The organism is Brevundimonas sp., from assembly GCF_041911375.1.
Classification (GTDB): domain Bacteria; phylum Pseudomonadota; class Alphaproteobacteria; order Caulobacterales; family Caulobacteraceae; genus Brevundimonas.
In genome coordinates this window covers 39479-62738 of sequence record NZ_JAYRPA010000073.1, presented here as the reverse complement: position 1 = coordinate 62738, position 23260 = coordinate 39479, and the positions used below count along the sequence as shown (strand labels likewise).

Sequence of the window (23260 nt, the reverse complement as noted above, 5' to 3'; positions counted from 1 at the left end):
ATGACCCAGCTCGATGCCGCCCTCGCCTCCCGTTTCGCCGCGACGGCCCTGGGCCATGTGACGCGGGAGTATCCGAACCACATCATGCATGTGCTGACCGGACCGCAGGACGCCCTGACGCCGCGCGAGATGCACCCGATCTTCTTCGGCAGCTTCGACTGGCATTCCTGCGTCCACGGCTGGTGGACCCTGTTCACCCTCTATCGCCTGTACCCCGACATGCCCGAGGCAGCGGCTATCCGCGCCCTGGCCGACGATCTGTTCACCGCCGAGAAGGCGGCCGACGAGGCGGCCTATCTGTCACGCCCGGAAAGCCGCGGCTTTGAGCGTCCTTACGGCTGGGCGTGGCTGTTGATGCTGGCCGCCGAGCTGGCCCGACACCATACCGAGGAAGGCCGGCGCTGGTCCGCCACGCTGGCGCCCTTGGCCACGATCTTCGCCGAACGCTTCAAGGCGTTCCTGCCGCTGGCGGACTATCCGGTGCGGGTGGGCACGCACTACAATACGGCCTTCGCCCTGCGCCTGACGCTGGACTATGCGGACGTGTTCGATCCGGAACTGGCGGCCGCCTGTCGCGCCGCCGCCGCCCGCTGGCACGAGGGCGACCGGGACTGCCAAGCCTGGGAGCCCTCGCAGGACGAGTTTCTGTCGCCGACGCTGATGGAGGCCGCGCTGATGCGACGCGCCCTGCCGCCCGCCGATTTCGCCGCCTGGTTCCACGCCTTCCTGCCGCGCCTGAGCGACGGTCAGCCGGCCACGCTGCTGTCCCCTGCACGGGTCAGCGATCGGACCGATGGCAAGATCGCGCATCTGGATGGTCTGAACCTCAGCCGCGCCTGGTGCTGGCGCGAAATCCTCGACGGACTTCCCGACGCGGACGAGCGGCGCGCCGTCATGGCTCAGGCGGCCGAAGTCCACCTGGACGCCGCCTTACCCCATGTGACGGGCGACTACATGGGCGAGCACTGGCTGGCCAGTTTCGCTCTACTGGCGCTTATGGACGGCGCCCCGGTCCCTTCGTCCTGAGGGACGTCACGACCGGACGACCCCGAAGGCGTTCGTCCGGTCGTGATGCAGGCCCTGACCTCAGGCGATCAGGCCGACGGACAGACGGCGTCGCCGTTGTTCGGCGCCAACCGCACGTTCTCCACCGTGATGGCGAAGGGCGCGGCCGTACGCAGGCCCCAGGGTTGGTCGACGGCGCTCAGATTGGCGCCCGCTTGGGCCAGGCACGACAACCGCACCTTGGCCTCGCGCCACTCGCCGACGCCGCCCGTCAGCAAGGCGGTGATGTCGACCGCGCCCGCGCCGCTGGTCAGGAACACCGGAGCCTGCGGCGCAGCGCCGACACGATACCGGAAGGAGATCGCCATTTCGCCGTTCGACTGGCGGGTCAGATCGACCGCGCCCCCGCTGATCAGGGCGTCGCCACCGTTCGCGCCGAACGTCAGGGTGCGAGCCGATTCCTGCGCCACGCCGTCCGCCGGCCGGACCGACACGCCGCCGCGGGGGCTGGCGCCGGACGTCTCAAGACCCAGCCGCACTTCTCCGCCCGCATCGCGCAGCGCCAGGCCCCACGGAGCGATGAAGCGGCCATCGACGAAATAGCGGTCCAGGCTGCCGGCGGCGCCGACCACCCCGCTTTCCTCGGACAGGGCGGCGACCGTGGCCGGGCGCGCATAGCTGAGGCCGTAGCCATAGGCGAACTGCGGGTCGTAGCCGGGCTGACCGACGTTCAGCGGCACGCCCTTGGCGTCCTTGGGCCAGCTGAACGACAGCTTGCCGGTGAAGTCGTGGCGGGGCTGGCCCGAAGCGTCGGCGACCAGAACGTCGGCGACGCCGCCGCCCTCCGTGCCCGGCAGCCAGGCGGCGACGAAGGCGTCGGAGGCGTTGATCTCCGGATTGGTCCACATCGGCCGCCCCGACAGGAAGACCGACACGGTCGGGATGCCCGCCGCCTTGAGGCGCTTCAGGGTTTCGAGCGGTTCGGTCGGCAGGAAGTCCAACGTCTCGACGTCGCCCTGGAACTCGGCATAGGGCGTCTCGCCGAAGACGACGATGGCCACGTCAGGTTTTTCGGTGAAGGCGCCGTCGGCGCTGAGGGTCGCGGTTCCGCCGCCGGCGCGCACGGCCTCCTCCACGCCGGCCCAGATCGACTGGCTGTTGGGGAAGTCGCTGTTCTTGTTGCCGGTGCCCTGCCAGCTGATCGTCCAGCCGCCGGCCGCCTGACCGATATCGTCGGCTGCCGTTCCCGCCACCAGCACGCGGGCGTTGGCGCGGATCGGCAGGACGCCTTCGTTCTTCAACAGGACCAGTGACTTGCGCACCGCCTCGCGCGCCAGGGCGCGGTGTGCTGGCGAGCCCAGCTCACCCAGGCGCCCCTCGAGCGGACGCTGGTCCTCGAACAGCCCGGTCTTGACCTTGACGCGCAGGATGCGGCGCACCGCCTCGTCCAGCCGCGCCATCGGGATCTCGCCCGAGCGGACCTGCGCCAGGGTGCTCTCGTACAGCGGCTTCCAGCTGTCGGGCGCCATGAACATGTCGATGCCGGCGTTGAACGCCAGGGCGCAGCTCTCGTTGGTGCAGCCCGGCAGCTGGCCATGGGCGTTCCAGTCTGACACGACGAAGCCGTCGAAGCCCAGCGGTCCGCGCAACACGTCCGTCAGTATGGTCTCGTTGCCCGAATGTTTGGCGCCGTTCCAGCTGGAGAAGCTGGCCATGATCGACAACACGCCGGCGTCGATCGCCTGAGTGTAGCCCGACAGGTGGACGTCGATCAGCTCCCGTTCGGTCCCCCTGAAGTCGCCCTGGTCCTGACCGCCGGCCGTGCCGCCGTCAGCCAGGAAGTGTTTGGCGGATCCGGCGATATGGCCGGCCCCCAGCGGACCGTCCGCCGACAGCGGCCCCTGCAGGCCCAGGGTCATCGGCCCGGCGTAGCTCTGCGCCACTTCAGGGTGTTCGGCGTAGCCCTCGTAGGCGCGGCCCCAGCGGTCGTCGCGGGGCACGGCCAGGGTCGGGCCGAAGGTCCAGTCGGCGCCGGTCACGGCCACCTCGACCGCCGTCGCCTGGCCGATCCGACGGATCAGGTCGGGATCGCGCGCGGCGCCCAGGCCGATGTTGTGCGGGAACAGCGTGGCGCCGATGATGTTGTTGTGCCCGTGCACCGCGTCGATTCCGTAGATCAGGGGAATCTTCGCGCCCGGGCGTTGGGCCGCCGCCGCCCGGAAGGCGCGGGCCAGGTCGACCCAGGCCTGGGCTCCGGTGCGGTCGTCTCCGTTCGGGCCGGAACTGCCGCCCGCCAGGATCGAGCCGAGCGGATAGGTGGCCAGGTCTTCGGGCTTGATCGAGGCGATGTCGGCCTGGATCGTCTGGCCGACCTTCTCCTCAAGCGTCATCCGGCTCATCAGCTCGGTGACGAACGCTTCCGTTCGGGCGTCGGTCATGGCCGCGGGGGATGCGGCGCTTGGCCACAGGTCCGGATGGGCGCGATTCGCGTCCGTGACGATCGACGCTTCCGCCGTGACCGCATGAACGACGCCGCCAGCAGGCGCTACCGCCGATGTCGTCGCGCAGGCGCCAGCGCCGAGCGCGAGAGCAAGCGCAAGGGCGGAAACGCCGCCTCGGCGGCGGATTGTGAACGTTCGCAAAGTCATTCCAGGGTCCAATCAGTAGGCAAGAGTCGGGGAACTTAGAGGGACAGCGCGACGGGGAGGAAGGCTTGAACGACGTTCGCCATACCTACGGCAAAGATCAAGCGCGGAGCGTCGCCCGACCTTCACAAAAGGCTACGATGGCTCTGCCGACGTTCAGTTCGCCGTCAACGAGCCTTCCAGCGTAAGGGTGGCGTCGGCGTTCTCGACGACACTGAGGCTCGAGACGTCCACCTCCTTGTCGTGCAGGGCGGACAGCCAGCCGAAGGCGGCGGCGGTCTGAACGTTCGCCAGACTGAACCCCAGTCCTCCGTCGGGCGCCATGCCCATCACCGGCGAAACGCCCGCAGCGGCGCCGGCGGCCTCCACGGCGCGCTGAATGTCCACGCCGCCGCCAGACCTCTCGCCCTCCAGCTCGGCCGTCGCCGACCGGACCAGCAGCAGTCCGTTTTCGGCGCGCAGACGGTCCGATGCGGCCGTTTCTCGCCAGATGTGAAGCGGCCGCACGATCACCAACCAGACGACCACCGCCAGAATCAACACCGCCATCGCCGCCAGCATCCGCTGCTCGCGCAGGGTGCGGCCTTCCCACCAGGCCAGGGCCGTCGACGCCATGCGGTTCATGACCGACCTCCCACGACGACTTCGCTGACGACGCGGCCGCCGTCCTCAACCGTACTGGTGTCCGACAGGCTGAGGCCCAAGCTCTCCACGGCGGCTCGGACGGCGTCCAGATCCTGAAAGGCCGGATAGCTGAGGGTGGCGCGCAGCCCCTGTTCGGAATCCGCGGACAGTCCGTCCAACTCGGCGCCGTCCACCTGTTCGACCGCCGCGAACAGGGCGGCGGACCCGGCCGCGACACCGCCCGGCGGAAGCGCGACAGCCAGGCGTCTCCGCACCTCGGCGACGGGGTCTTCGGCCTCGGCGGCTTGCGGCAGATGCTCGGCGATCAGGGCGCGCGCCTGTCGATCCGCACGGTCGGCGGCGACGCTGTCACGCACGGCTGCAACCGCCGTGATGACCAGAGGCGAGATCAGAACGGCGGCGGCGAGACCGGCGGCCAGGCGCCAGCCGCCGCGCGAGGCTGCGCGCGGCCGGGCGACGGCGGACAGCAGGTCGACCGGGGGGCGGAGCGCGCTCAGTGCCAACCGCTCCTCGACGGCGTCCTGGCTTTCGATCAGCGAGATGGACCGTCCCGCCGCCACGGTCTCGGCGAGGTCCGCCTGCACCGAGGCGGCGAAGGCCGCGCCGCGCATCGCGATGTCGCCGCCGAAGCGGATGGCGTTCAGCGTTCCTTCGGCGTCGGGCGCCGGCGGCGTCAGGCAGTCGGGAACCACGGCCGCGGGTTCGACGCCCAGCGCGCGCAGATAGTCGACCCAGGCCTCCAGCAAATTGGCGGACACCGCCGCGACCAGGCGTGGACCGCCCTCGGCGACGGGCGCTCCGAGCGCGACCGCAAGCCGTTCGGGATCTGCGGCCAGATGCTCCTTCAGCATCCAGCGCGCCGCGGCGCGAAGCTGGGCCGCGCCCCCGACGGGCAGGTCCAGCCATCGAACCAGGACGTCCGCGCCAGGGGCGATCGCGACGGTTCGCAGATCGAGGCGCGGGTCGGCGTCCTCAAGCGCCAGCGAGCCGCGCTGAAGCACGCGTCCGTGCGGATCGACAACGAGGAAGGGCGCCGGCATGGCAGCCGTCGGCGGGATCAGGACGATGCGGGTCTGGGTCATTCTTCGGGAATCCAGCGACGGATGACGGTGCGCACGCCGCCGTCGGGCGCGGCGTGGATCAGGGCGGTGCGGACCGCGCGCGCGCCGCCGTAGTCGACGTCGATGCGCAGGTCATAGAAGCGGGTCATGAGGGAGACCTGGCCGCGCGTCGCCTCGTCTGGCGAGACGCCCCGCAGCGCAGGCTGGGCCCAGAAGGCGTCGGTGCTGGCCCACCCCCCGGGCGGGCGCGCGGCGATGGCGGCCTTGGCGCCGTTCAAACCCAAGGCGCCGCCAGTCAGCATGACCAGCAGCGGCGCCTGCGCGGGCGTCAGGGTGTTGGCGTTGATCGGCGAAAGGCCGGCGGTCGGAAGAGCGCAGACGAAGGGCAGAAGCCGGCGATAGAGGCCGTCGTCCATGCCTGCGACCGCGCGCATCTCGCTGACGTCGGCCAGCATGACGCCGCCCGTCCGGTACGGCGCAGCCAGGCCGGCGTAGCGCGCGTCCTCCGCACCGCCGGGGCGCGCGTCCGCATCGCCGTCCATCCAGTCCGTTAAGGCCGCCGCCAGCGCCGTCATTCGCCCGCGCGGCAGGCCCAGGGCGGCGCCCAGCGCCAGGAACTGCGCCTGACCCTCAGGGTTCGCGACCAGATCCTCGTCCTGACCCAGGACAAGACTGTTCAGATTGAAGCAGGCCTGGCCGTCGGTGACCACGGCCTGGATCGAGCCGTCCTCGATGGGGAAGCTGAGAACGCGGCCGTTCCAGCGTGGCTCCAGCGGCGTGCGGGCGGCGTCGACCGCCATCAGGTCCGCGATCTGGCGACGCGCCAGGGCCTCGGCGCCGGCGGCGTACCACTGGGCCTGGGCCTGCGTCTCCACATTGGTGGTGCGGCGAACCGAAAAGCGGATGTCGTCGAGGATCAGCACCGCCACCGCCGCCATCACCGCGACCAGCAGCAGGACGGTCAGCAGGGCCATGCCCTCGCGCCTGTTTGAGGGGCGCGTCATGCGGCGGAGACCGGGAACAGTTGCTCGACGCGGCCGAGGCCGTCCAGGGTCATGACGATGCGCACTGCCTGCGGCAGCGGCCGATCGCGGCTGGCGAGGAAGGCGGGCGCCTCCGATCCGTCCTGCAGGAAGGTGACGACGACATTGCTGACGCCGCGATAAAGCACCTGCGGCGGTCCCGCCCGGGCGCCGTCGAGATAGGTCGAGACGCGGCGCTCCAGCCGGCCGTCGACCACGCGATATTCGACCCGCTGCAGCGAAGGGCGAGGCGCGCCGTCGGGATTGCTCCAGCCGGCGCGGGCCAAGACCAGAACGGGATCGCCGGGAAGGGCCTGCCCCATGATCGCGCGCGGCAGCGGGCGACCGGTGGGGGCGCGGGTCCGGCGCGGAGCCGCCTGCGCCAAATCGGCCTTCAGAAGGGCCCGCATCCTTTGAAGCTCGGCGATCCGCTCCGAATGCTCGTGGATGGTGAAGCGGGTGTCGATGGTGCGCGCCAGCACCAGGACGCCGGCCGCCGCAATCAGGGCGAAGACGGCCAAGGCCACCAGCACCTCGACCAGGGTGAACCCTTGCCGTGGCCGGCTCACGCGCCCGCGCTCCGGAACAGGGTCCGATCGGCGGCCAGGCCTTCGTCGGAAAAGACGGCGATGTCTATGCGGCCCATGCCCGGGACTTCGGTTCCCGTGACGATGCGACGCCAGCGCCAGGCCTGACCGGCCAAATCGACCTGACCCGAGGTTTCGCCGACAGGCAGGCTCGGGGCCGTCATGGCCTCGACGGCCAGGTTCTCGGCGACGATGCCGCCCAGCGTGCGCGTCTCCACCCGCGCGGCCGAACGCGCGCCCTCGCCCGACAGGTTGAGCAGAGCCATGGCCGCCAGCGAGAACACCGCCAGCGCGACCAGCAGTTCGATCAGGGTGAAGCCGGGCCGGTCAGCCATCGATCGTCACCTCTCCGGCGGCGTCGATCTGAACGGATACCGTGCGGCCCTCGCGCGACAGCGAGACTTCGGCGGGGTCGGCGCCGCCCGTGGCGTCGAAGACGATGCGTATCGTGCGGCGCGGGGCGACGACGCCCTCGTCCCAAGCCTGGCGCGTGAAGGGGCCGTCCAGCGGGGTCCAGTCCGCGCCGTCGAAACTGGCGAACCGATAGCCGTCCGCATCGGCCGAAGCGGCGACGATGCGGTTGGTCAGGATGGCTTCCTCGCGCGCGCGGACCAGCCGGGCGGCGAACCGCTCGGCCGTCTCGCCGACGGCGGGCCGAGCATCGGGCATGGACAGGACGACGGCCCCGGCCGCCAGACCGATCACGACCAGGGTCATCATCAGTTCGACGAGTGTGAACCCGGCCCGCTTCCCGTTTGCGCCAGCGCTCGCCGCGCGGCGGCTCGCGGCTTGAGCGCCGTCAGCCCTGCCAATTGCCGAGGTCGGCGTCATCGCCCTCGCCTCCCGCCTTGCCGTCCGCGCCGAAGGAGAAGACGTCGAACTGGCCGCCATGGGCGCTGCTGCGCCGGTACTGATAGGGATTGCCCCAGGGATCGGTCGGCAGGCGACGGACATAGCCGCCCTCGCGGTAGCGCTCCGGCCGGGCCAGGTCGGCGGGCGCCGACACCAGCGCCTCCAGCCCCTGCTGGTCGGTAGGGAAGGCCAGGTTGTCCAGCCGATAGGTCTCGACGGCCTGTTCCAGCACCGAGATGTCGGCCTGCGCCTTGCCCACCATCGCTCGATCCTGGCTGGGCAGGACGTTTATCGCGACCACCGTCGCCAAAAGCCCGATGATGACGATCACGACCATCAGCTCCACCAGGGTGAAACCCTGGCGGGCGTTTCGCGCCTTACCGTCCGCGGCGCGCCGGCTGACTGCGTGAGCGCGGGCCCTCAAGAAGCGAAGCGCCGCGCGCTGAGCGTTGGAACCAGGGAACATGAGCAACTCCTTCACCCCATCGCCAGGGTGTTGATCTGAAGGATCGGCAACAGGATCGACAGGACGATCAGGGCGACGACGCCGCCCATGACCACGATCACCGCAGGCTCGAGCAGGCTGAGCATCACGGCGGTGAAGGTGGCGAACTCGCGTTCCAGGTAGTCGGCGGCGCGCTCCAGCATCGGCTCCAGCCGACCGCTGCTCTCGCCCGAGGCGGTCATGTAGACGAGGATCGGCGGGAAGACTTCGGCGCGGCGCATGGCGGCCGAAAGACCGCCGCCCTCGCGCACCGCCTCGGCCATGTTCTCGGTGGCCTGACGCAGGGCCCGGTTGGAGACGGTGCGGGCGGTGATGGTCAGCCCCTCCAGCACCGGCAGGCCGGCCGCGATCATGGTCGACAGGGTTCGGGCCATCTTGGCGCCGTGCAGATCGCGGGTCAGTCGCCCAATCAGCGGCGCGCGCAGTCGCCAGCGGTCGAAGCGCATGCGGATCGTCGCATCACGCAGAGCGGCGGCGCCTGCCGCTGTCAGTCCCGCCAGCACCAACACGATCAGCCAGCCCCAATGCCGCATCAGCTCAGACAGGCCGATCACCATGCGCGTCAGCAAGGGCAGGGTCTGGTTCATGCTGTCGAACTGATCGACGACCTTGGGCACCACGAAGACCATCAGCGCCGCCACCACGCCCAGGGCCACGACGGCCAGGACGGCCGGATAGACCATGGCGGTCACGACCTTGCCGCGCACCTGCTGGTCGCGCTCCATGTCGTCGGCCAGCCGCTCCAGGATCGGCTGCAGCGTGCCGGACCGCTCCCCGGCCGAGACCATGGCACGGTAAAGCGGCGGGAAGGCTCGGCCCTGCTGTCCCATGGCGTCGGCCAGAGGGCGGCCCTCCAGCACTCCGGAGTGAACGCCTTCCAGAACGCGTCGAACGACCGGTCGGTCCGCCTGAAGCGCCAGTGTGCGCAAGGCCTCCTCAATGGGCGAGACGGACACCAAGGTGGCCAGCTGCCGCGTGGTCAGGGCCAGCGCCTTGGGGGTCAGCTTTCCCGACTTGCCTTTGGGCCGGTCGGCGCGGGCCGTCATGCGGGCAGGCGTGACCTGGAGCGGCGCCAGCCGGCGGCGGCCCAGTTGGCCGCGCGCGGCGGTCTCATCGGCCGCTTCCACTGCGCCCGTGACGGTGCGGCCGGCGCCATCCACCGCGACATAGTCGAAGGCCGGCATCAGGCCGCCTCCGCCGGATCGGCGGCGGTTTCCTGCCGGGCGACGCGCACCGCTTCCTCGACCGAGGTGACGCCCGCCAGCACCAGATCGCGGGCGCGGTCGGACAGGGTTCCGCACTGCTTGAAGGCGGCCTCGACGATCGCGTCCTCACCCGCCTCCGCCGCGATCAGGCGACGGACCTTGTCGTCGACCTTCAGCACCTCGTACAGGCCGACACGGCCGACATAGCCTGTGCTGGCGCAATGGGCGCAGCCATGCGGACGCCAGATGCGCGCGCCGGCGCTGACCCCGATCAGCCGGGCCGTCGGCTTGTCCGCTTCCTCGGCCACGCGGCAGTGTTCGCACAGACGCCGCACCAGCCGCTGGGCCACGACGAGGCGAAGCGTCGACGCCAGCAGGAAGGGCTCCACCCCCATGTCACGCAGTCGGGTGACGGCGCCGGCGGCGTCATTGGTGTGGACGGTGGACAGCACCAGGTGGCCGGTCAGCGAAGCCTGGACCGCGATGCCCGCCGTCTCCACGTCGCGGATTTCACCGACCATGACGACGTCAGGGTCCTGGCGCAGGATGGCCCGCAGGCCGGCGGCGAAGGTCATGCCGACCTTTGCGTTCACCTGCGTCTGGCTGACGCCGTCGATGGCGTATTCGACCGGATCCTCGACCGTCAGGATGTTGCGGGCGCCGTCGTTCAGCAAGGCCAGACCCGCATAGAGGCTGGTGGTCTTGCCCGAACCGGTCGGGCCGGTGACCAGGATGATGCCGTTCGGCTCCGCCAGCGCCGCGCGGAACGCCGCCAGCGCGTCCTCGGACATGCCCAGCCGATCCAGGGTCAGCCCCGCCTGATCCTTGTCGAGAATGCGCAGCACGACCCGCTCTCCACCCCGCGACGGCAGGGTGGAGACGCGCACGTCCAGCGTCTTGCCGCCCAAGGCCAGCGGAATGCGTCCGTCCTGCGGCACGCGTTTCTCTGCGATGTCCAGCCGCGCCATGACCTTGATGCGCGACACCAGCAACGGCGCGATGCGGGGGTTCAGGCTCAGCGCCTCCCGCAACACGCCGTCGATCCGCATCCGCACGACCAGGGCGCTCTCGTAGGACTCCAGGTGGATGTCCGAGGCGCCGGCGCGTACGGCCTCGGCGATGACGCCGTTGATCAGACGGATGACCGGCGCGTCGTCGGCCGTGTCCAGCAGGTCGGCGGCGGCCGGGATGTCGTCGATCAAGCTGTCCAGCCCAGCCGGCATGTCCAGGTCGTCGTCGGCTGCGTTGAGGTGGTCGCCTGCGTAGATTTCCGACAGCTGGCGGTCGAAGGCGGCGGCGCTGAGCGGTTCGACCGCCAGCGGACGACCCAGGGCTCGGCGCGCCTCGACCAGCGCCGCGGGGTCCGCCCCTTCCCGGACGCCCACGCGCGCGATGTCGCCGGCGTCCAGCAGCAGGACGCCGTGGCGCTTGGCGAAGCCATAGGCGAGCGTTGGGCTGACCAGGGTGATCATGGCTCAGGACCCGGCGGGCGGCAGTAGCTGAGCGGCGACGGGCGCGACCGGGGCGATCACGGTCGGCTCTCCCGCCGCCGGAGCGGCCGGCGGCTGGGTGCGCATGTAGTCGCGCACCAGAGCGTCCAGGCTAGGCTCGCGATCGGGCTGAACCGCAAGTTGCTGGTCGCGCATATAGCCCCAGCGATCGGCGGCGAGGCCCTGGGCCTGCTCCGGGGTGCCCACGATCGTGGGGCGCAGGAAGACCATCAGATTGGTGCGGCCGCGCTGGCGGCTGGTCGAGCGGAACAGGGCGCCGACGCCAGGAATGTCGCCCAGGCCCGGCACCTTGTCGTTCCGCAGCCGGTCGTTCTGGTCCAGCAGGCCGCCGGCGACCGCGATGTCGCCGTCGTCGACCACCAGCGTCGTCTCCAGCTCGCGCTTGTCCAGCACCAGGTCCGAGGCCCCGTTGCTCAGCACGCCGTTGATGGCCGAAACCTCCTGACGCAGCGTCAGGGTGATGGAGCCGCCGGCGTTGATCTGCGGCTTCACCGTCAGGCGCACGCCGATGTCCTTGCGGTCGGTCGTGGTGAAGGGGTTGGAGTTGCCGTCCAGCAGCGTCTGGCCCGTGGTGATCGGCACTTCCTGGCCGACCAGGAAGGTGGCTTCCTCGTTGTCCAGCGTCATGATCGACGGCGTTTGGAGCAGGTTGGAGCCCTCGTCGGTCTTGGCCGCGTTGATGATGAAGCCGAACAGGCCGTCGCCGAGCCGGCCGCCCGCTCCGCCGACGAAGCCGTTCGCGCCCAGCAGGGTGTTCAGGGCCAGGTTCTGCAGCTGCTCGCGAAGCGGATCGTCCTCGTCCAGCTGGCCCGCAGCCGCGCCGCCTGCGATCGGGACAAGGGGCGTGGCGGTGTCGGAATAGTTGGTCAGGCCCACGCCGTTGTCGCCGCCGTACAGCCATTGCACGCCTAGCTCGCGCACGGCGTTGTCACTGAGTTCGACGACGATGGCCTCGATCAGCACCTGCTGGCGACGCACGTCCAGGCGGCGGATGACCTCCGACAGGGTGCGCTGCATATCGGCGGGGCCGGAGATCACCAGTGCGTTGGCGCCGGGGAAGCGGGCGATGGTGGCGCGCTGGCCGGTGGCGGTGATGGTGGTGGAGCCGATCGGCCCCGCATCTTCGTCATCCGCCGTGGTCAGGCCGGCGCGCAGGCCGCCTGAGGCAGAGCCGTTGGTCGCGGCGCGGGCGGTCTGGAGACGCGGCCCCTGGTCGCCGCCGTCGCCGCTGACCGGCTGACCCACGATCTGCTGCAGCACGGGCAGAAGCTGCTCGGCGTTGGCGTGCTCCAGGAAGATGACGTTGACGTCTTGGGCCGACCGCGACCGGCCGTCCAGGTCGTGGATCAGGCCGCGCACGCGGTTGAGGGCCTGGGCGTCGCCACGCAGTACCAGAGAATTGGAGCTTTCGACGGGGGTGACCGACACCATCCCCTGCCCGCCCCCGCCAGGCGCGGCCAGCACCGACTGCAGCACGCCCGCGATCTCGCGCGCGGAGGCGTTCTCCAGCGTCACCACCTCGTAGCTGGACCGGTCCACGTCGATGCGCGCGATCAGCGAGCGGACGCGCGCCAGATTGTCGGCGAAGTCGGCGACGACGACGCTGTTGGCGCCGGGGTTCGCCAGCACCTGGCCCTGGGCCCCGACCAGCGGACGGATGGTCTCGGCGGCGGATGCGGCGTCGATGTTGCGAAGCGGGAAGACCTCGGTGGAGAAACGCTCTGCGCCGACCGTAGCGGGCCCCTGGGCGGCGCCCTGGGCGGGGCTGATGCGATAGGCGCCCGACCGGGTCGGCGTGACGACCAGGCCGTTGGCGCGCAGGGTCGACAGGAAGACCTCGAACAGCTGGGCGCGGCTCAACGGCCGGTCGCTGGTGACGGTCACCGTGCCGGTCACGCCCGGATCGACGATGAAGGTGCGGCCGGTGGTGCGCGCCACGTCCTGGATGAAGGCGCGGATGTCGGCGCCCTGGACGTTCAGGGTCTGGCCCGCCTGGGCCATGGCCGGCGCGGCCGCCAGCGGACCCTGCGCGGCCAGGATCGCCGTCAGGGCGCCGACCAGGGTGTTGCGGATGCGGGCGTTCATGGACGCGTCCTTATGGTGGTGGTGCGCATCTCGCCGTTGCGCTCGTACTGGATCTCGGCCGAAGGGGCGCTGGCCAGCTGGCCACGCAGCGCGCCGATGGCCTGCGGACTGTTCAGCGCCGTGCCGTTGACCGACAGGATGACGTCGCCGGCCTGAAGGCCCGCGGCGCGCAGCTCAGAGGCGTTGCCGGCCGAAGAGACGGTGAAGCCGTTGACCCCCAGTCCCTGGATGCGAGGCCGCAGGGAGGCCTGGGCCATCAGGCGCTGGGGATCGACCACGGCGCCGGCCGAGGCGTCGGCCGAAGGCGTGACGACCTGTTCGGTGGCCGGGGGCGGGGGCGGAGGCGGCGCGCCGACCGGCGCCTCTGTGAAGGTCAGCCGAGACAGGGATTCGCCGCGCGCAAGGGTGACGAAGTCGGGCCCGACCTCACGCAGGACCAGGCCAGGCTCCACCTCCTCGCCGACGCCGACCGACAGCTGGCGACCGTCGGCCAGGCCGATGATGGCCGAGCCGCCGCCGCCGCCCGTGCGGACGCCGAACAGGCGCAACTGACTGGCTTCCGCCCCGGAGGCGCCCGCCAAGCTCGACGGCGCGCCGGTGCGGAAGAAGGCGTCGAAGCGGGTCAGGACGCCCATGTCCACCGGTTTGGCGGGAGCGGCTCCGGCCGTCTCAAGCGCGGGCGTCGGCGCGACGAACAGCCAGACCAACCGCCCGATCTGGATAAGCAGGATGGCCGCCAGCACGGCCTCGGCGACGCGACGCCAGGGCGCCTGGCGCAGCCCCTCGCGGATCGTGTCCGGCCTCAGATTTCGCAGTGTCGCGATCACGGCGCCTGTCCAAGCGGCCCCCCGAGGACCGACTGCGCGCCATTAGACCAATCGTCCGTATGCGGGCCTCACGGCTGCATGACGAGGCGAAGAACTTGTCGTGACGGTTAAGACCGGAACGGACAATTTTTCACAAAAACGACCGGAAGACCCAAGGGTCTTCCGGTCGCGCTTGTCGTCCCCGCCGTGGATCAGAAGCGGGCGGTCAGGCTGACCGACGCGCTTTGCCCCAGCTCGTAGTTGTTGATGCGGATCTTGTTGCCAAGCTCCTGGTACTCGTCAAAGTCGGTGCCCAGCAGGTTGCGCAGTTCCAGGGCGAAGCCCAGGTCGCGGTCCATAACCGTGAAGTCCTTGCGGTACACGAAGTCCAGGAAGACGCCAGGCTCCTGGACGTAATCCGGCTCGCGGCTGGCGCCTGTGCCTGCGCCGCGGGCGGTGATCCGTTCGCTGACGTAGTTGACGATGAAGGTCGCCTGCGAGCGCGCGGTGTCGTCTTCCCAACCCAGTTGCAGGTTGGCGACGTGCTCCGACTGTCCCTGAAGGCGGCTGCCGTCCTGGATGAAGAAGTTCGCCGGCTCCGGCGAACCGGCGCCGCCCAGGGTCAGGACGGTGTCGTCCTCGCCCACCGTGACCTCGGAATCCGACCAGGTGTAGTTGGCCTGGACCAACCAGCGCTTGTTGGAGACGAAGGCGTTCTGGTCGGGGAACTCGAAGTACTTCTTCACCTCGAACTCGGCGCCGAAGATGGTGGCTTCCGGCGCGTTCAGGAACGATTGCTGGCGCTGGTTGCCGACATCGACGATCACCGCTTCAACCGGCTTGTCCAGGTTCTTGTAGAAGACGCCGGCGGTCACGAACTGCTGGCGGGCGAAGTACCACTCGTACCGCGCGTCCAGGTTCAGGATTTCGGTGTCCACCAGGAACGGGTTGCCGATGAAGATGCGGTCGCTCTCAGGATCGGTGTAGGCCTGCGGGGCCAGTTCGCGGAACTGCGGCCGACCGATCGTCTGGGACGCGCCCACGCGCAGTTGCTGGTCCTCGGCGAAGTTCCAGGTGCCGGTGAAGGACGGCAACCAGTACTGCTCTTCGATCTCGGTCGGCTGGTAGGGCGCCGCCCCGCCGAACAGGTCGCGCGGCGTGACGCTCTGCTGGCCGTCCTCAAAGCGGACGCCGACGGTAGTGCGGACCAGCGGGATCAACTCCGCGTCGGCCATCACATAGGCGGCGTTGACCTGCAGCTCGGCGTCGTAGGCGCTGGCGCCGTTGATGCCCGCGATCTCGCGCAGCTGCAGCGTGCTGGGGTTGATGTTGAAGTCCGAGAACAGATAGTCGATGCGCGACTGGCGCTGCTCTTCCGTCAGGCCGTTGACCGCCTCGAACTGCAGATCGTGACGCTCGGCCTCTCGATTGTTGTCGAACGACGACACGCCGGCGCTGAAAACGACCTCGCGAGCGTTCGACAGCGGCACGGTGTAGGCGATGTCCGCCCCGCCCGAGACGATGTCGTCATCCAGCTCGCTGAACGAGATCAGGTTGCCCTGGACGTTGTGGATGAAGTCACCGTCCGCGTCGACGCCGTACTGGAAGCGCGATTCATACGGCGCGTCGCGCGACGTCTTGGCGTAGGCCGCGCGCCAGTCGATCTCCAGCAGACCGTCCATGAAGTGGTGCTCGCCGGCCAATTGGCTGGTGAACAGCTGGCGGACGAACCACTCGGTGTAGTCGTTGCGGATCACGCCGCCGCCGGCGTCGAAGTCCGGGCCGGCCGTCGAACGTGCTTCCTTGGACGTGTTGCGGACGTACAGGTTGGTCCACTTCACCTCGTGGTCGTCGGTCGACAGCGACAGGCCGCCGAGGAAGTTCAGGCGGATGTCGTTCTGGTTCGACTGGACCGCATAGGTCGAGACAGGAACCAGCTCCTCGCCCTGGAACTGCCCTTCTTCCTGGACGCCTTCACGGGCGCGCCAGCTGTTGTCGTAGCCGGCGACCGCGATGATCCCCAGCGTGCCCAGACCGGTGTCCTGCGAGAACCCGCCTGCCAGTTCCAGGCCGCCGTCGATCGGCGTCTTCTCGCGCTGCAGCAGGCGAAGCGGCGCGTTGACCAGCGAATGGCCCATGGCCTGCAGCTGCTCGGCGGTGAAGTTGGCGCGATTGATCTGCTGACCGCTGGCGAACGCGATGCCGATCAGACCCGGAACCTCGCGCGTGTCATCGTCGAAGCCGGTGAAGTCGGTGCGCGAGCCGTAGTAGATCAGGTTTTCCTGACCGGTCGACTCGGTGTTTCCGCCCAGCGACAGCTTCATCGTGAAGAACGGATCGGCGGGCGCGTCGACCGTGTGCAGGTCGATGACGCCACCGCCGAACTCGCCGGGGAAGTTGGCCGAATAGGTCTTCTGAACGGTCACGCCGTCCAGGATGCTGGAGGGGAACAGGTCCAGCGGAACGACGCGCTGCAGGGGCTCGGGGCTGGGCAGCGGCGAGCCGTTCAGCAGAGCGGACGAATACCGCTCGCCCAGACCGCGGACATAGATGAAGCGACCTTCGACGATCGACAGGCCGGTGACGCGAGTCAGGGCGGCTGCGGCGTTGCTGTCGCCGGTCCGTTCCAAGTCTTCCGACGTCAGGAAGGCCGCGACTTCGGAGCTTTCGCGATTGGGTTCGGGGATGTAGCGGCCCAGAACGACGATCTCGTCGACCGTCGACGGCTCGGCCTGCTCGGCCGGGGTCTGCTGGGTCGGCGCGGTTTCGGTTTGAGCGAATGCCAGACCCGGCGCGATCAGCGCGCTGGTGGCCAGCAGGACCCCGCTCAGGGTCATCGTCAGTTTCTTCATTGTCTGAGCCTTGGTTCGAGAGACGGCAGGCGCCCAAAAGGGGCGGCGGCGGCTCCGGAGCGGAGCCGCCGCCTGCTTCAGCTCAATCAGCAGGTCGAACCCGAGGTCAGGCCGCAGGTCCAACCCTGCCACCAGGTGTCGGACGCGTTGCGCACGGCGCCGATGTAGGTGGTGGTGTCGAAGAAGGAGTAGACTGCCTTCGCATCGACCGCCGTCACGGCGTTTTCGTTCGCGCCGTTGATGAAGGCCAGGTTCTGGTTGGAGATGGTCGTGCCGGAAGCCGGCGCCGTCAGGGTGGAAGCGCCGTTCGCCGTCACGTTCGTGTTGCGGGCGTTGGTGAACACCGCCGTGGAGCGGGCCGCGTTGGCCGGACGGTACGAGATGCCGCAGGACATGTAGACCGAGCGGATCGTCGGGCTCGAACCGCCGTCGAAGCTGGTCGCGGTGTCCGCGTCGGCGATGTCGAAGCAGCCCGCGGCCGAGCCGGTCGTGCTGGTGGCGACGATGTTCAGCAGCGTCGGGTTGGTGCCGGTGTCGAAGTGCATCACGGTGTGGGCGTCGGTCGGCGAGTTGCGGCCGACCAGGGTCCAGTTGGCGATCTTCGGCTGCGACAGGTAACGAGCGGCGTACGGAGTGGAGGTCGGAGCCGAGGAGAACTCGAAGCCGGCCGAACGGCTGGTGGAGTTCGGCGCGCGCTGGGTCACGATGCCGAACTGGGCGCCGCCGCGCCAGCCGGTGTCGGTGTCCAGGCCGTCGTCGTCCGCGCCGTTGATGACGATGTACTTCAGGTTGGCGTTGCCGCCGAAGATCTCGATGCCGTCATCCGAGGAGTTGTAGGACTGGACGTGATCGATGACCGTGCCCGAGCCGACGCCGGCGAGGGTCAGGGCCTGCAGCTCGTTGCCGGTCGAGATCTCGAAGCCCGAGTACTTGATCTGGACGTAGCGCAGACGGCCCGAGTTATCGGCCGGGGTGTTGCCGCCGTAGAAGGCGTTGGTGCCCTCGACCTGGCCGGTGCAGGTGACCGGCGCGGTCAGCTGGCAGTTGGCCTGAGGCGCGCGGCCGGCCAGGACGATGCCGCCCCACTGACCCTGCGACCCTTCGGTGGCCGAACCTTCAACGTTCTGACGGCTGGTGAAGATGATCGGGTTGGTCGCCGTGCCTTCGGCGAAGATCTGCGAACCGCGGTTCACGATCAAATAGTCGCCGCCACCCGAGGCGAAGATGCGCACGCCCGGCTCGATGGTCAGGATGCCCTGGCTGCCCGTGGTCGACGCCGGATCGACGCCGCGGTCGGTGCCGACTTCCGTGCGACCCGTGATCGAATAGATGGTGCCGGCGCGGACGGCCAGCGTCAGGTTGCCGAGGATCTGCTGAGGCAGCTGGCAGACGCGCAGGGTGTTGTTGGCGATGGTGCCGACATTGGCCAGACCGGTCGGGCAGTCGGCTGCGGGCGTGCCCGGGGGCGGGGTGGTCGGACCGCCGCCGCCGCCACCGCCGGTGCCGCCGCCGAAGTCGCCTTCGCCCGGCGAGGCCACCTCGGACGAACCGCAGGCGGCGAGCGCAAGGGCGCTGGCGGCGACCACGAGCAGGGATTTCATCTGTTGGCCGGTCATCATCAGTCCACCGTGTCTGATCCAAAGAGCTATGACAGGGGACAGCCGGACCCATGCCCGACCGTGACGACGCGTCGCCCCTCCTGCCCAGCGTGGATGAATAGTCAGCACACGTGACGGCGCTTGCGCTTCTTCGTGAAACTTAGCCGGAGGTTTTTTGGCGTTTCCGACGCGGTTTCACGACGATCGATCCGGTGACGGCGGAAACGTCACAATCCACTTCGGCGCTGTCCACCTGGATAGGCGCGCGCAGCTGTGCTACCTTTGGTTGAATATGAAGGACCGAAACCGCAGCGTCGAACGGGCCCGTAGGGCGCGGCCTTGGCTGGCCGCAGTCGGCGTCGGCCTTTGGCTGGCGGTCGCTGGCGGGACGTTCGCCCTTGCGCGCTGCTTGACCGGCTAATCCCCGGTCCAGGGCGTCAGACGCACCGGCGCGCCTCGCCCTCCGACAGACAGGGTCCCCTCGATCACGGGCGTCTGGTCGCCAAGGTTGCGGCGCGCGGTGGCCAGCGCGCCCTGATCCAGCCGGGCGTTCAGCGTCACGCTCAGACCCTTGATCCCCACGCCGTGGAAGCGAACCGCGTCATCGGTGATCTGATAAGACAAGGGCCCCACGCTCATCCGGCCGCCCGGCGTGGTCAGGACGACGACGACAGGGGCCGACCCGCCCCTGCCCTGCTCCCAGGCCTCCAAGGCCGCGGTCTGGCCGATGAAGACGCTGTCCAGGCCGACTTCGCCGATCTGGACGGGCGCCACGGGACGATACTCGCCCGAGACATCGCCTGACAGCGCGTGTCGGAACGCCTCGTTCGCCGCGATCTTTTCCGCGGGAGCCGACGGCCCCTCGCAGGCGGCCAGGGCGGCGGCGCAAAGCACGACAACAGCGGCTGCGGCCCGCCTCATCGGTCCAGCGACCTGTCTAACGCCCGGAAGGCCGCGATCGCCAGAGCGGTCGAGCTGGCGAAGACCGACGGCGTGATCCGTTCGAAGTCGTCGCTCGGGCGGTGGTAGTCGGGGTGATAATCGACGCCCAGATAGAGGAAGGGCACGCCCGCGGCATGGAAGGCCGCATGGTCGGACGCGTCCACCCAATTGTTCTCGCCCTCGTCCTGTGGCGTGTCCTTGCCGAAGGCGAGAGAGACCTGGCCGTTCGCCGGCACCGCTTCCAGGATCGGGCGCAGGGCGGGATGCTGATAGGAGCCGGTGACCCACAGGCGGCCGTCCGTCTCCGCCCGCGCGGTCATGTCGAAGTTCAGGTTCAGGCTGATGGCCGACAACGGCACAGGCGGCGCCGAAACGAACTCTCTCGCCCCCAGCAGCCCTCGCTCCTCTCCGTCCAGAGCGACGATCAGCACGCTGTGCTCCGGCGGCTGGGCCTTCAGGGACGCCGCCAGCGCCAGCATCGTGGCGACGCCCGAGGCGTTGTCGTCGGCGCCGTTATAGATCTGGCCGTCAGATATCCCGACATGGTCGTAATGGGCGGTGACGACGATGTAGCGGTCCATCGTCCGTGACCCGGGAATCAGGCCGACGATATTGACGCCGTCGAAGGTCTTCACGCCCTCACGCGTCCGCCCTTGCGCCTCGAACGGCTGCAGCCGACCGAAGGGCGCGGGCGCGACGCCCATGGCCTCCAGCCGGGCGACGATATAGTCGCGCGCCTTCCGCCCTCCGGCCGATCCGGTGTCGCGGCCCTGCATGTCGTCAGCAGAAAGGATTCGCACATCCTCCAGGAGCTGCGGGTCGATCGCCTGCGCCGGCGGAAGGGCCGCAGACGGCGTTGGCGTGGTCTGCGGGGCGCAGGCCGTCCCGACGACGGCGGCGGCGCAAAGGAGCGCGGTGCGAGTGGCGGAACGGATCATGTGGACTCCGGAAGCGGGCGCTCAACCTATCGTTCCGGAGACCCGGCGTCAGCATACCGATCTGTCATCTGATCTCGCCGGCCTGCACAGCCGGGCGGGCGGTGGTATGGGGAGAGATGGCCGCGAATCCTTCCTCCAGTCCTGTCGAAGATCTGTCCCCCGAGGCGGCGGAAGCGGAGCTGGCCTGGCTGGCGGAGGAGATCGCTCGCCATGATGCGCTGTATGGTGAGGCCGCTCCGGAAATCTCGGACGCCGACTACGATGCGCTTCGCCTGAGAAACAGCGCCATCGAGGCGCGCTTCCCGAAACTGATCCGGTCGGATTCGCCGTCCAGCAAGGTCGGGGCCGCCGCTTCGAGCCAGTTCGCAGAAGTGCGTCACGGCGTGCCGATGCTGTCTCTCGACAACGCCTTCGACGAGGGCGAAGTCCGCGATTTCGTGGCGCGCATCGCACGCTTCCTGAAGCTGCCCGCCGACGAACCGATCGCTTTCGTGGCGGAGCCCAAGATCGATGGGCTGTCGGCCAATCTGCTCTATGTCGACGGCCGGCTGACCGTCGGCGCCACGCGGGGCGACGGCCGGACCGGCGAAGACGTCACCGCGAATCTGAAGACCATCGCCGACGTGAAACAGAGCCTGGCCGGGGATGCCTGGCCTGACCGCATCGAGGTGCGCGGCGAGGTCTATGCCCCGAACGACGCCTTCGCCGCCTTTAATGCCGAGGCCGAGGCCGAAGGCAGGCGCACCTATGCCAATCCCCGCAACTTCGCCGCGGGTTCGCTGCGCCAGAAGGACGCCGCCATCACGGCACGGCGGCCTCTGAACTTCTTCGCCTACGCCTGGGGCGAACACTCAACCGACTTCGCCGAAACCCAGTGGGAGGCCCTGCAGCGCCTGAAGGCCTGGGGTTTCCCGGTCAACGAACGATCCCGCCGCGTCGAAGGCGCCGAAGGTCTGATCTCCGTCTATCGCGAGCTGGAGCGCGACCGCGCCACGCTGGGCTATGATATCGACGGCGTGGTCTACAAGGTCGACCGCCTGGACTGGCAGCGGCGCCTGGGCTTTGTGGCCAGAAGCCCTCGCTGGGCGATCGCCCACAAGTTTCCAGCCCAGCAGGCGACTACGATCCTGGAAGGGATCGACATCCAGGTCGGCCGAACGGGCTCGCTGACGCCGGTCGCCCGGCTGCATCCCGTCACGGTGGGCGGCGTTGTCGTCCGCAACGCGACCCTGCACAACGAAGACGAGATCCAGCGGCTGGATGTCCGGATCGGCGACACCGTGCGGCTGCAACGCGCGGGCGACGTGATCCCGCAAATCCTCGGCGTCGTCCACGATCTGCGTCCGGCGGACGCCGCACCCTACGTCTTTCCCGATCGCTGCCCGGTCTGCGGCTCGGAAGCGGTGCGTGAAGGCGACGAGGTCAAGCGGCGGTGCACGGGGGGCCTGATCTGTGACGCCCAGATCGTGGAGCGCCTCAAGCATTTCGTGGGTCGCCGCGCCTTCGACATCGAAGGGCTGGGCGAAAAGCAACTGGTCGCCTTCCATTCGCGCGGCTGGATCCGGGAGCCGGCCGACATCTTCCGCCTGGCGCGCGACGAGGCCAAGCTGGCGGAACTGGCCGACGAGGACGGCTATGGCGAGACCAGTATCCGCAATCTGGTCGCGGGCATCGACGCTCGCCGCGTCATTTCGCTGGATCGCTTTCTGTTCGGCCTGGGCATTCGCGAGATCGGCGAACAGACGTCCATCGTTCTGGCCCGCGCCTTCGAGAGCTGGAGCTTGTTGAAGGCGGCCTGCCTCGAGGCCGCAGCCGGCGTGCCGTCGGCCGCCTGGACGCAGTTGGCCGCGGCCCATGCGGTGTCGCCGCGGGTCCTGACCCTGATGGCCGAGGCCGCGCCGCCGGCCGCCGACCCCTGGCCCGAGGCCACCATGGACATGAAGATCAGCCAGGCCTTCCCCGGCATGGCCGCGCCGGCGCGGCGGTCGCTGGCGGCGATGGTGGACGACTGGTCCGGTCTGGTCCAACTGGCTCACGTGGCGCGCGAGGAAGGCCCATCTGAAATGCTGAACCAGATCGGCGGCGTGACCGGCGTCGGCCCGGTCGCCGCGCTGGCGCTGGCCCACTTTTTCCATGAACCGCACAATCTCGAGGTCGTCGCCGCGCTCGAGGCCGAACTGACCGAGATCATCGACGCCGAACGACCGCGCGCCGACACCCCCGTGGCCGGCAAGACCGTGGTCTTCACAGGCGCGCTGGAACGCTTCACCCGCGATGAGGCAAAAGCGCGCGCCGAAAGTCTGGGCGCCAAGGTTTCGGGCTCTGTCTCGAAAAAGACCGACTACTTGGTCGCCGGCCCAGGGGCGGGGTCCAAGCTCAAGGATGCCGAGAAGCACGGCGTCCAGGTTCTGACCGAGGAAGAATGGCTGGCGCTAATCGGCGGCTGAACTTGACCTAACGTCCGGTTTTCGTTGGAGATCGCCGTCCGATTCAGCCTTGTTTTGAACCGAAACGCGGATCACCCTGCGTCGCAACGGGCCGGCTTCGACCGTCCCGAGCAAAGGGAACGACTATGAAGACCAAGATCCTGCTGGCCGCCGCCACGTTGGCGGCCGCCCTCGCCTCCCCCGCGCTGGCCGCCGATCCGACCGGCCTGTGGCAAACGCCTACCAACGGCGGCCAGGTTCGCATCGTCCGCTGCGGCCAGGCCCTGTGCGGCACCCTGGTGACGTCTGACCATATCCGCCGTGACGCCAACGCTCGTGACGAACATAACCGTGACGAACGGCAACGCAGCCGCACCCTGCGAAACCTGCCCATGCTGACCGGATTCACCGGCGGGCCCACCGAATGGCGTAACGGCTCCGTCTATAATCCGGCCGACGGGCGAACCTATCGCGGGACGATCACCCTGCAGGGCGACAACGCGTTGCGCCTTCGGGGGTGCGTCGTCGCGCCCTTGTGCAAGACCCAGACCTGGACCCGCATCCAGTAAGCGACG

19 protein-coding genes are annotated in these 23260 nt (G+C 69.3%); 3 read left to right on the top strand and 16 right to left on the bottom strand.

Annotated features, from left to right (window positions below; translation table 11 throughout):
* Entirely contained in the window at positions 1–1026 is a 1026-nt protein-coding gene (locus ACE3PU_RS12575; protein ID WP_374390284.1) for a DUF2891 domain-containing protein, read from the top strand.
* Between the two features lie 68 nt (positions 1027–1094).
* Here ACE3PU_RS12575 and ACE3PU_RS12570 read toward each other — a convergent pair whose 3' ends face one another.
* From ACE3PU_RS12570 to ACE3PU_RS12495, 16 genes are all read right to left on the bottom strand, one after another.
* Entirely contained in the window at positions 1095–3443 is a 2349-nt protein-coding gene (locus ACE3PU_RS12570) for an exo 1,3/1,4-beta-D-glucan glucohydrolase (protein ID WP_374390282.1), read from the bottom strand.
* A gap of 363 nt (positions 3444–3806) precedes the next feature.
* On the bottom strand, positions 3807–4274 hold the full coding sequence (gspM, locus tag ACE3PU_RS12565) for a type II secretion system protein GspM (RefSeq protein ID WP_374390280.1): 468 nt from the start codon (positions 4272–4274) through the stop codon (positions 3807–3809).
* Entirely contained in the window at positions 4271–5377 is a 1107-nt protein-coding gene (gspL, locus tag ACE3PU_RS12560; RefSeq protein ID WP_374390278.1) for a type II secretion system protein GspL, read from the bottom strand. Before gspL ends, gspM begins: the two co-directional genes overlap by 4 nt.
* Positions 5374–6360: a type II secretion system minor pseudopilin GspK gene (gene gspK, locus ACE3PU_RS12555; RefSeq protein WP_374390276.1), complete on the bottom strand. Its 987-nt coding sequence runs from the start codon at positions 6358–6360 to the stop codon at positions 5374–5376. Before gspK ends, gspL begins: the two co-directional genes overlap by 4 nt.
* Positions 6357–6947, bottom strand: coding sequence for a type II secretion system minor pseudopilin GspJ (gene gspJ, locus ACE3PU_RS12550; protein WP_374390274.1), 591 nt, complete (start codon positions 6945–6947; stop codon positions 6357–6359). The genes gspK and gspJ overlap by 4 nt, the downstream gene beginning before the upstream one ends.
* A complete protein-coding gene (gene gspI, locus ACE3PU_RS12545; protein ID WP_374390272.1) occupies positions 6944–7300 on the bottom strand; it encodes a type II secretion system minor pseudopilin GspI in 357 nt (118 codons plus the stop codon). Before gspI ends, gspJ begins: the two co-directional genes overlap by 4 nt.
* Complete coding sequence (locus ACE3PU_RS12540) at positions 7293–7796, bottom strand: GspH/FimT family pseudopilin (protein WP_374390270.1); 504 nt, start codon at positions 7794–7796, stop codon at positions 7293–7295. The genes gspI and ACE3PU_RS12540 overlap by 8 nt, the downstream gene beginning before the upstream one ends.
* Complete coding sequence (gspG, locus tag ACE3PU_RS12535) at positions 7765–8283, bottom strand: type II secretion system major pseudopilin GspG (protein ID WP_374390268.1); 519 nt, start codon at positions 8281–8283, stop codon at positions 7765–7767. Before gspG ends, ACE3PU_RS12540 begins: the two co-directional genes overlap by 32 nt.
* Positions 8284–8294: 11 nt before the next feature.
* Positions 8295–9506: a type II secretion system inner membrane protein GspF gene (gene gspF, locus ACE3PU_RS12530; protein WP_374390266.1), complete on the bottom strand. Its 1212-nt coding sequence runs from the start codon at positions 9504–9506 to the stop codon at positions 8295–8297.
* Positions 9506–10999 (bottom strand): type II secretion system ATPase GspE, encoded by a 1494-nt coding sequence (gene gspE, locus ACE3PU_RS12525; RefSeq protein WP_374390264.1) that lies wholly within the window; start codon positions 10997–10999, stop codon positions 9506–9508. The genes gspF and gspE overlap by 1 nt, the downstream gene beginning before the upstream one ends.
* A gap of 3 nt (positions 11000–11002) precedes the next feature.
* Positions 11003–13123, bottom strand: a complete 2121-nt coding sequence (gene gspD, locus ACE3PU_RS12520; protein WP_374390262.1) for a type II secretion system secretin GspD — start codon at positions 13121–13123, stop codon at positions 11003–11005.
* On the bottom strand, positions 13120–13950 hold the full coding sequence (locus tag ACE3PU_RS12515; RefSeq protein WP_374390260.1) for a type II secretion system protein N: 831 nt from the start codon (positions 13948–13950) through the stop codon (positions 13120–13122). The genes gspD and ACE3PU_RS12515 overlap by 4 nt, the downstream gene beginning before the upstream one ends.
* Positions 13951–14141: 191 nt before the next feature.
* Positions 14142–16781, bottom strand: coding sequence for a TonB-dependent receptor domain-containing protein (locus ACE3PU_RS12510; RefSeq protein WP_374390258.1), 2640 nt, complete (start codon positions 16779–16781; stop codon positions 14142–14144).
* Positions 16782–16867: 86 nt separating this feature from the next.
* Positions 16868–18382 carry a hypothetical protein gene (locus ACE3PU_RS12505; protein WP_374390256.1) on the bottom strand — a complete coding sequence of 505 codons (1515 nt, stop codon included), beginning with the start codon at positions 18380–18382 and terminating at the stop codon, positions 16868–16870.
* Between the two features lie 414 nt (positions 18383–18796).
* Positions 18797–19300 carry a hypothetical protein gene (locus ACE3PU_RS12500; RefSeq protein WP_374390254.1) on the bottom strand — a complete coding sequence of 168 codons (504 nt, stop codon included), beginning with the start codon at positions 19298–19300 and terminating at the stop codon, positions 18797–18799.
* A complete protein-coding gene (locus ACE3PU_RS12495) occupies positions 19297–20259 on the bottom strand; it encodes a M28 family peptidase (protein WP_374390252.1) in 963 nt (320 codons plus the stop codon). Before ACE3PU_RS12495 ends, ACE3PU_RS12500 begins: the two co-directional genes overlap by 4 nt.
* 116 nt (positions 20260–20375) lie before the next feature.
* On the opposite strand from ACE3PU_RS12495, the gene ligA reads away from it, so the two are divergent.
* Together ligA and ACE3PU_RS12485 are read left to right on the top strand one after the other, a co-directional pair.
* Positions 20376–22706, top strand: coding sequence for an NAD-dependent DNA ligase LigA (gene ligA, locus ACE3PU_RS12490; RefSeq protein ID WP_374390250.1), 2331 nt, complete (start codon positions 20376–20378; stop codon positions 22704–22706).
* Positions 22707–22831: 125 nt separating this feature from the next.
* A complete protein-coding gene (locus tag ACE3PU_RS12485; RefSeq protein WP_374390248.1) occupies positions 22832–23254 on the top strand; it encodes a DUF2147 domain-containing protein in 423 nt (140 codons plus the stop codon).
* Positions 23255–23260 lie beyond the last annotated feature (6 nt).

Coding starts and splice junctions, on each gene's coding strand:
- ACE3PU_RS12575 (WP_374390284.1), top strand. CDS start 1: ATGACCCAGCTCGATGCCGCCCTCGCCTCCCGTTTCGCCGCGACGGCC.
- ACE3PU_RS12570 (WP_374390282.1), bottom strand. CDS start 3,443: ATGACCGACGCCCGAACGGAAGCGTTCGTCACCGAGCTGATGAGCCGG.
- gspM (WP_374390280.1), bottom strand. CDS start 4,274: ATGAACCGCATGGCGTCGACGGCCCTGGCCTGGTGGGAAGGCCGCACC.
- gspL (WP_374390278.1), bottom strand. CDS start 5,377: ATGACCCAGACCCGCATCGTCCTGATCCCGCCGACGGCTGCCATGCCG.
- gspK (WP_374390276.1), bottom strand. CDS start 6,360: ATGACGCGCCCCTCAAACAGGCGCGAGGGCATGGCCCTGCTGACCGTC.
- gspI (WP_374390272.1), bottom strand. CDS start 7,300: ATGGCTGACCGGCCCGGCTTCACCCTGATCGAACTGCTGGTCGCGCTG.
- ACE3PU_RS12540 (WP_374390270.1), bottom strand. CDS start 7,796: ATGACGCCGACCTCGGCAATTGGCAGGGCTGACGGCGCTCAAGCCGCG.
- gspG (WP_374390268.1), bottom strand. CDS start 8,283: ATGTTCCCTGGTTCCAACGCTCAGCGCGCGGCGCTTCGCTTCTTGAGG.
- gspF (WP_374390266.1), bottom strand. CDS start 9,506: ATGCCGGCCTTCGACTATGTCGCGGTGGATGGCGCCGGCCGCACCGTC.
- gspE (WP_374390264.1), bottom strand. CDS start 10,999: ATGATCACCCTGGTCAGCCCAACGCTCGCCTATGGCTTCGCCAAGCGC.
- gspD (WP_374390262.1), bottom strand. CDS start 13,123: ATGAACGCCCGCATCCGCAACACCCTGGTCGGCGCCCTGACGGCGATC.
- ACE3PU_RS12510 (WP_374390258.1), bottom strand. CDS start 16,781: ATGAAGAAACTGACGATGACCCTGAGCGGGGTCCTGCTGGCCACCAGC.
- ACE3PU_RS12505 (WP_374390256.1), bottom strand. CDS start 18,382: ATGAAATCCCTGCTCGTGGTCGCCGCCAGCGCCCTTGCGCTCGCCGCC.
- ACE3PU_RS12500 (WP_374390254.1), bottom strand. CDS start 19,300: ATGAGGCGGGCCGCAGCCGCTGTTGTCGTGCTTTGCGCCGCCGCCCTG.
- ACE3PU_RS12495 (WP_374390252.1), bottom strand. CDS start 20,259: ATGATCCGTTCCGCCACTCGCACCGCGCTCCTTTGCGCCGCCGCCGTC.
- ligA (WP_374390250.1), top strand. CDS start 20,376: ATGGCCGCGAATCCTTCCTCCAGTCCTGTCGAAGATCTGTCCCCCGAG.
- ACE3PU_RS12485 (WP_374390248.1), top strand. CDS start 22,832: ATGAAGACCAAGATCCTGCTGGCCGCCGCCACGTTGGCGGCCGCCCTC.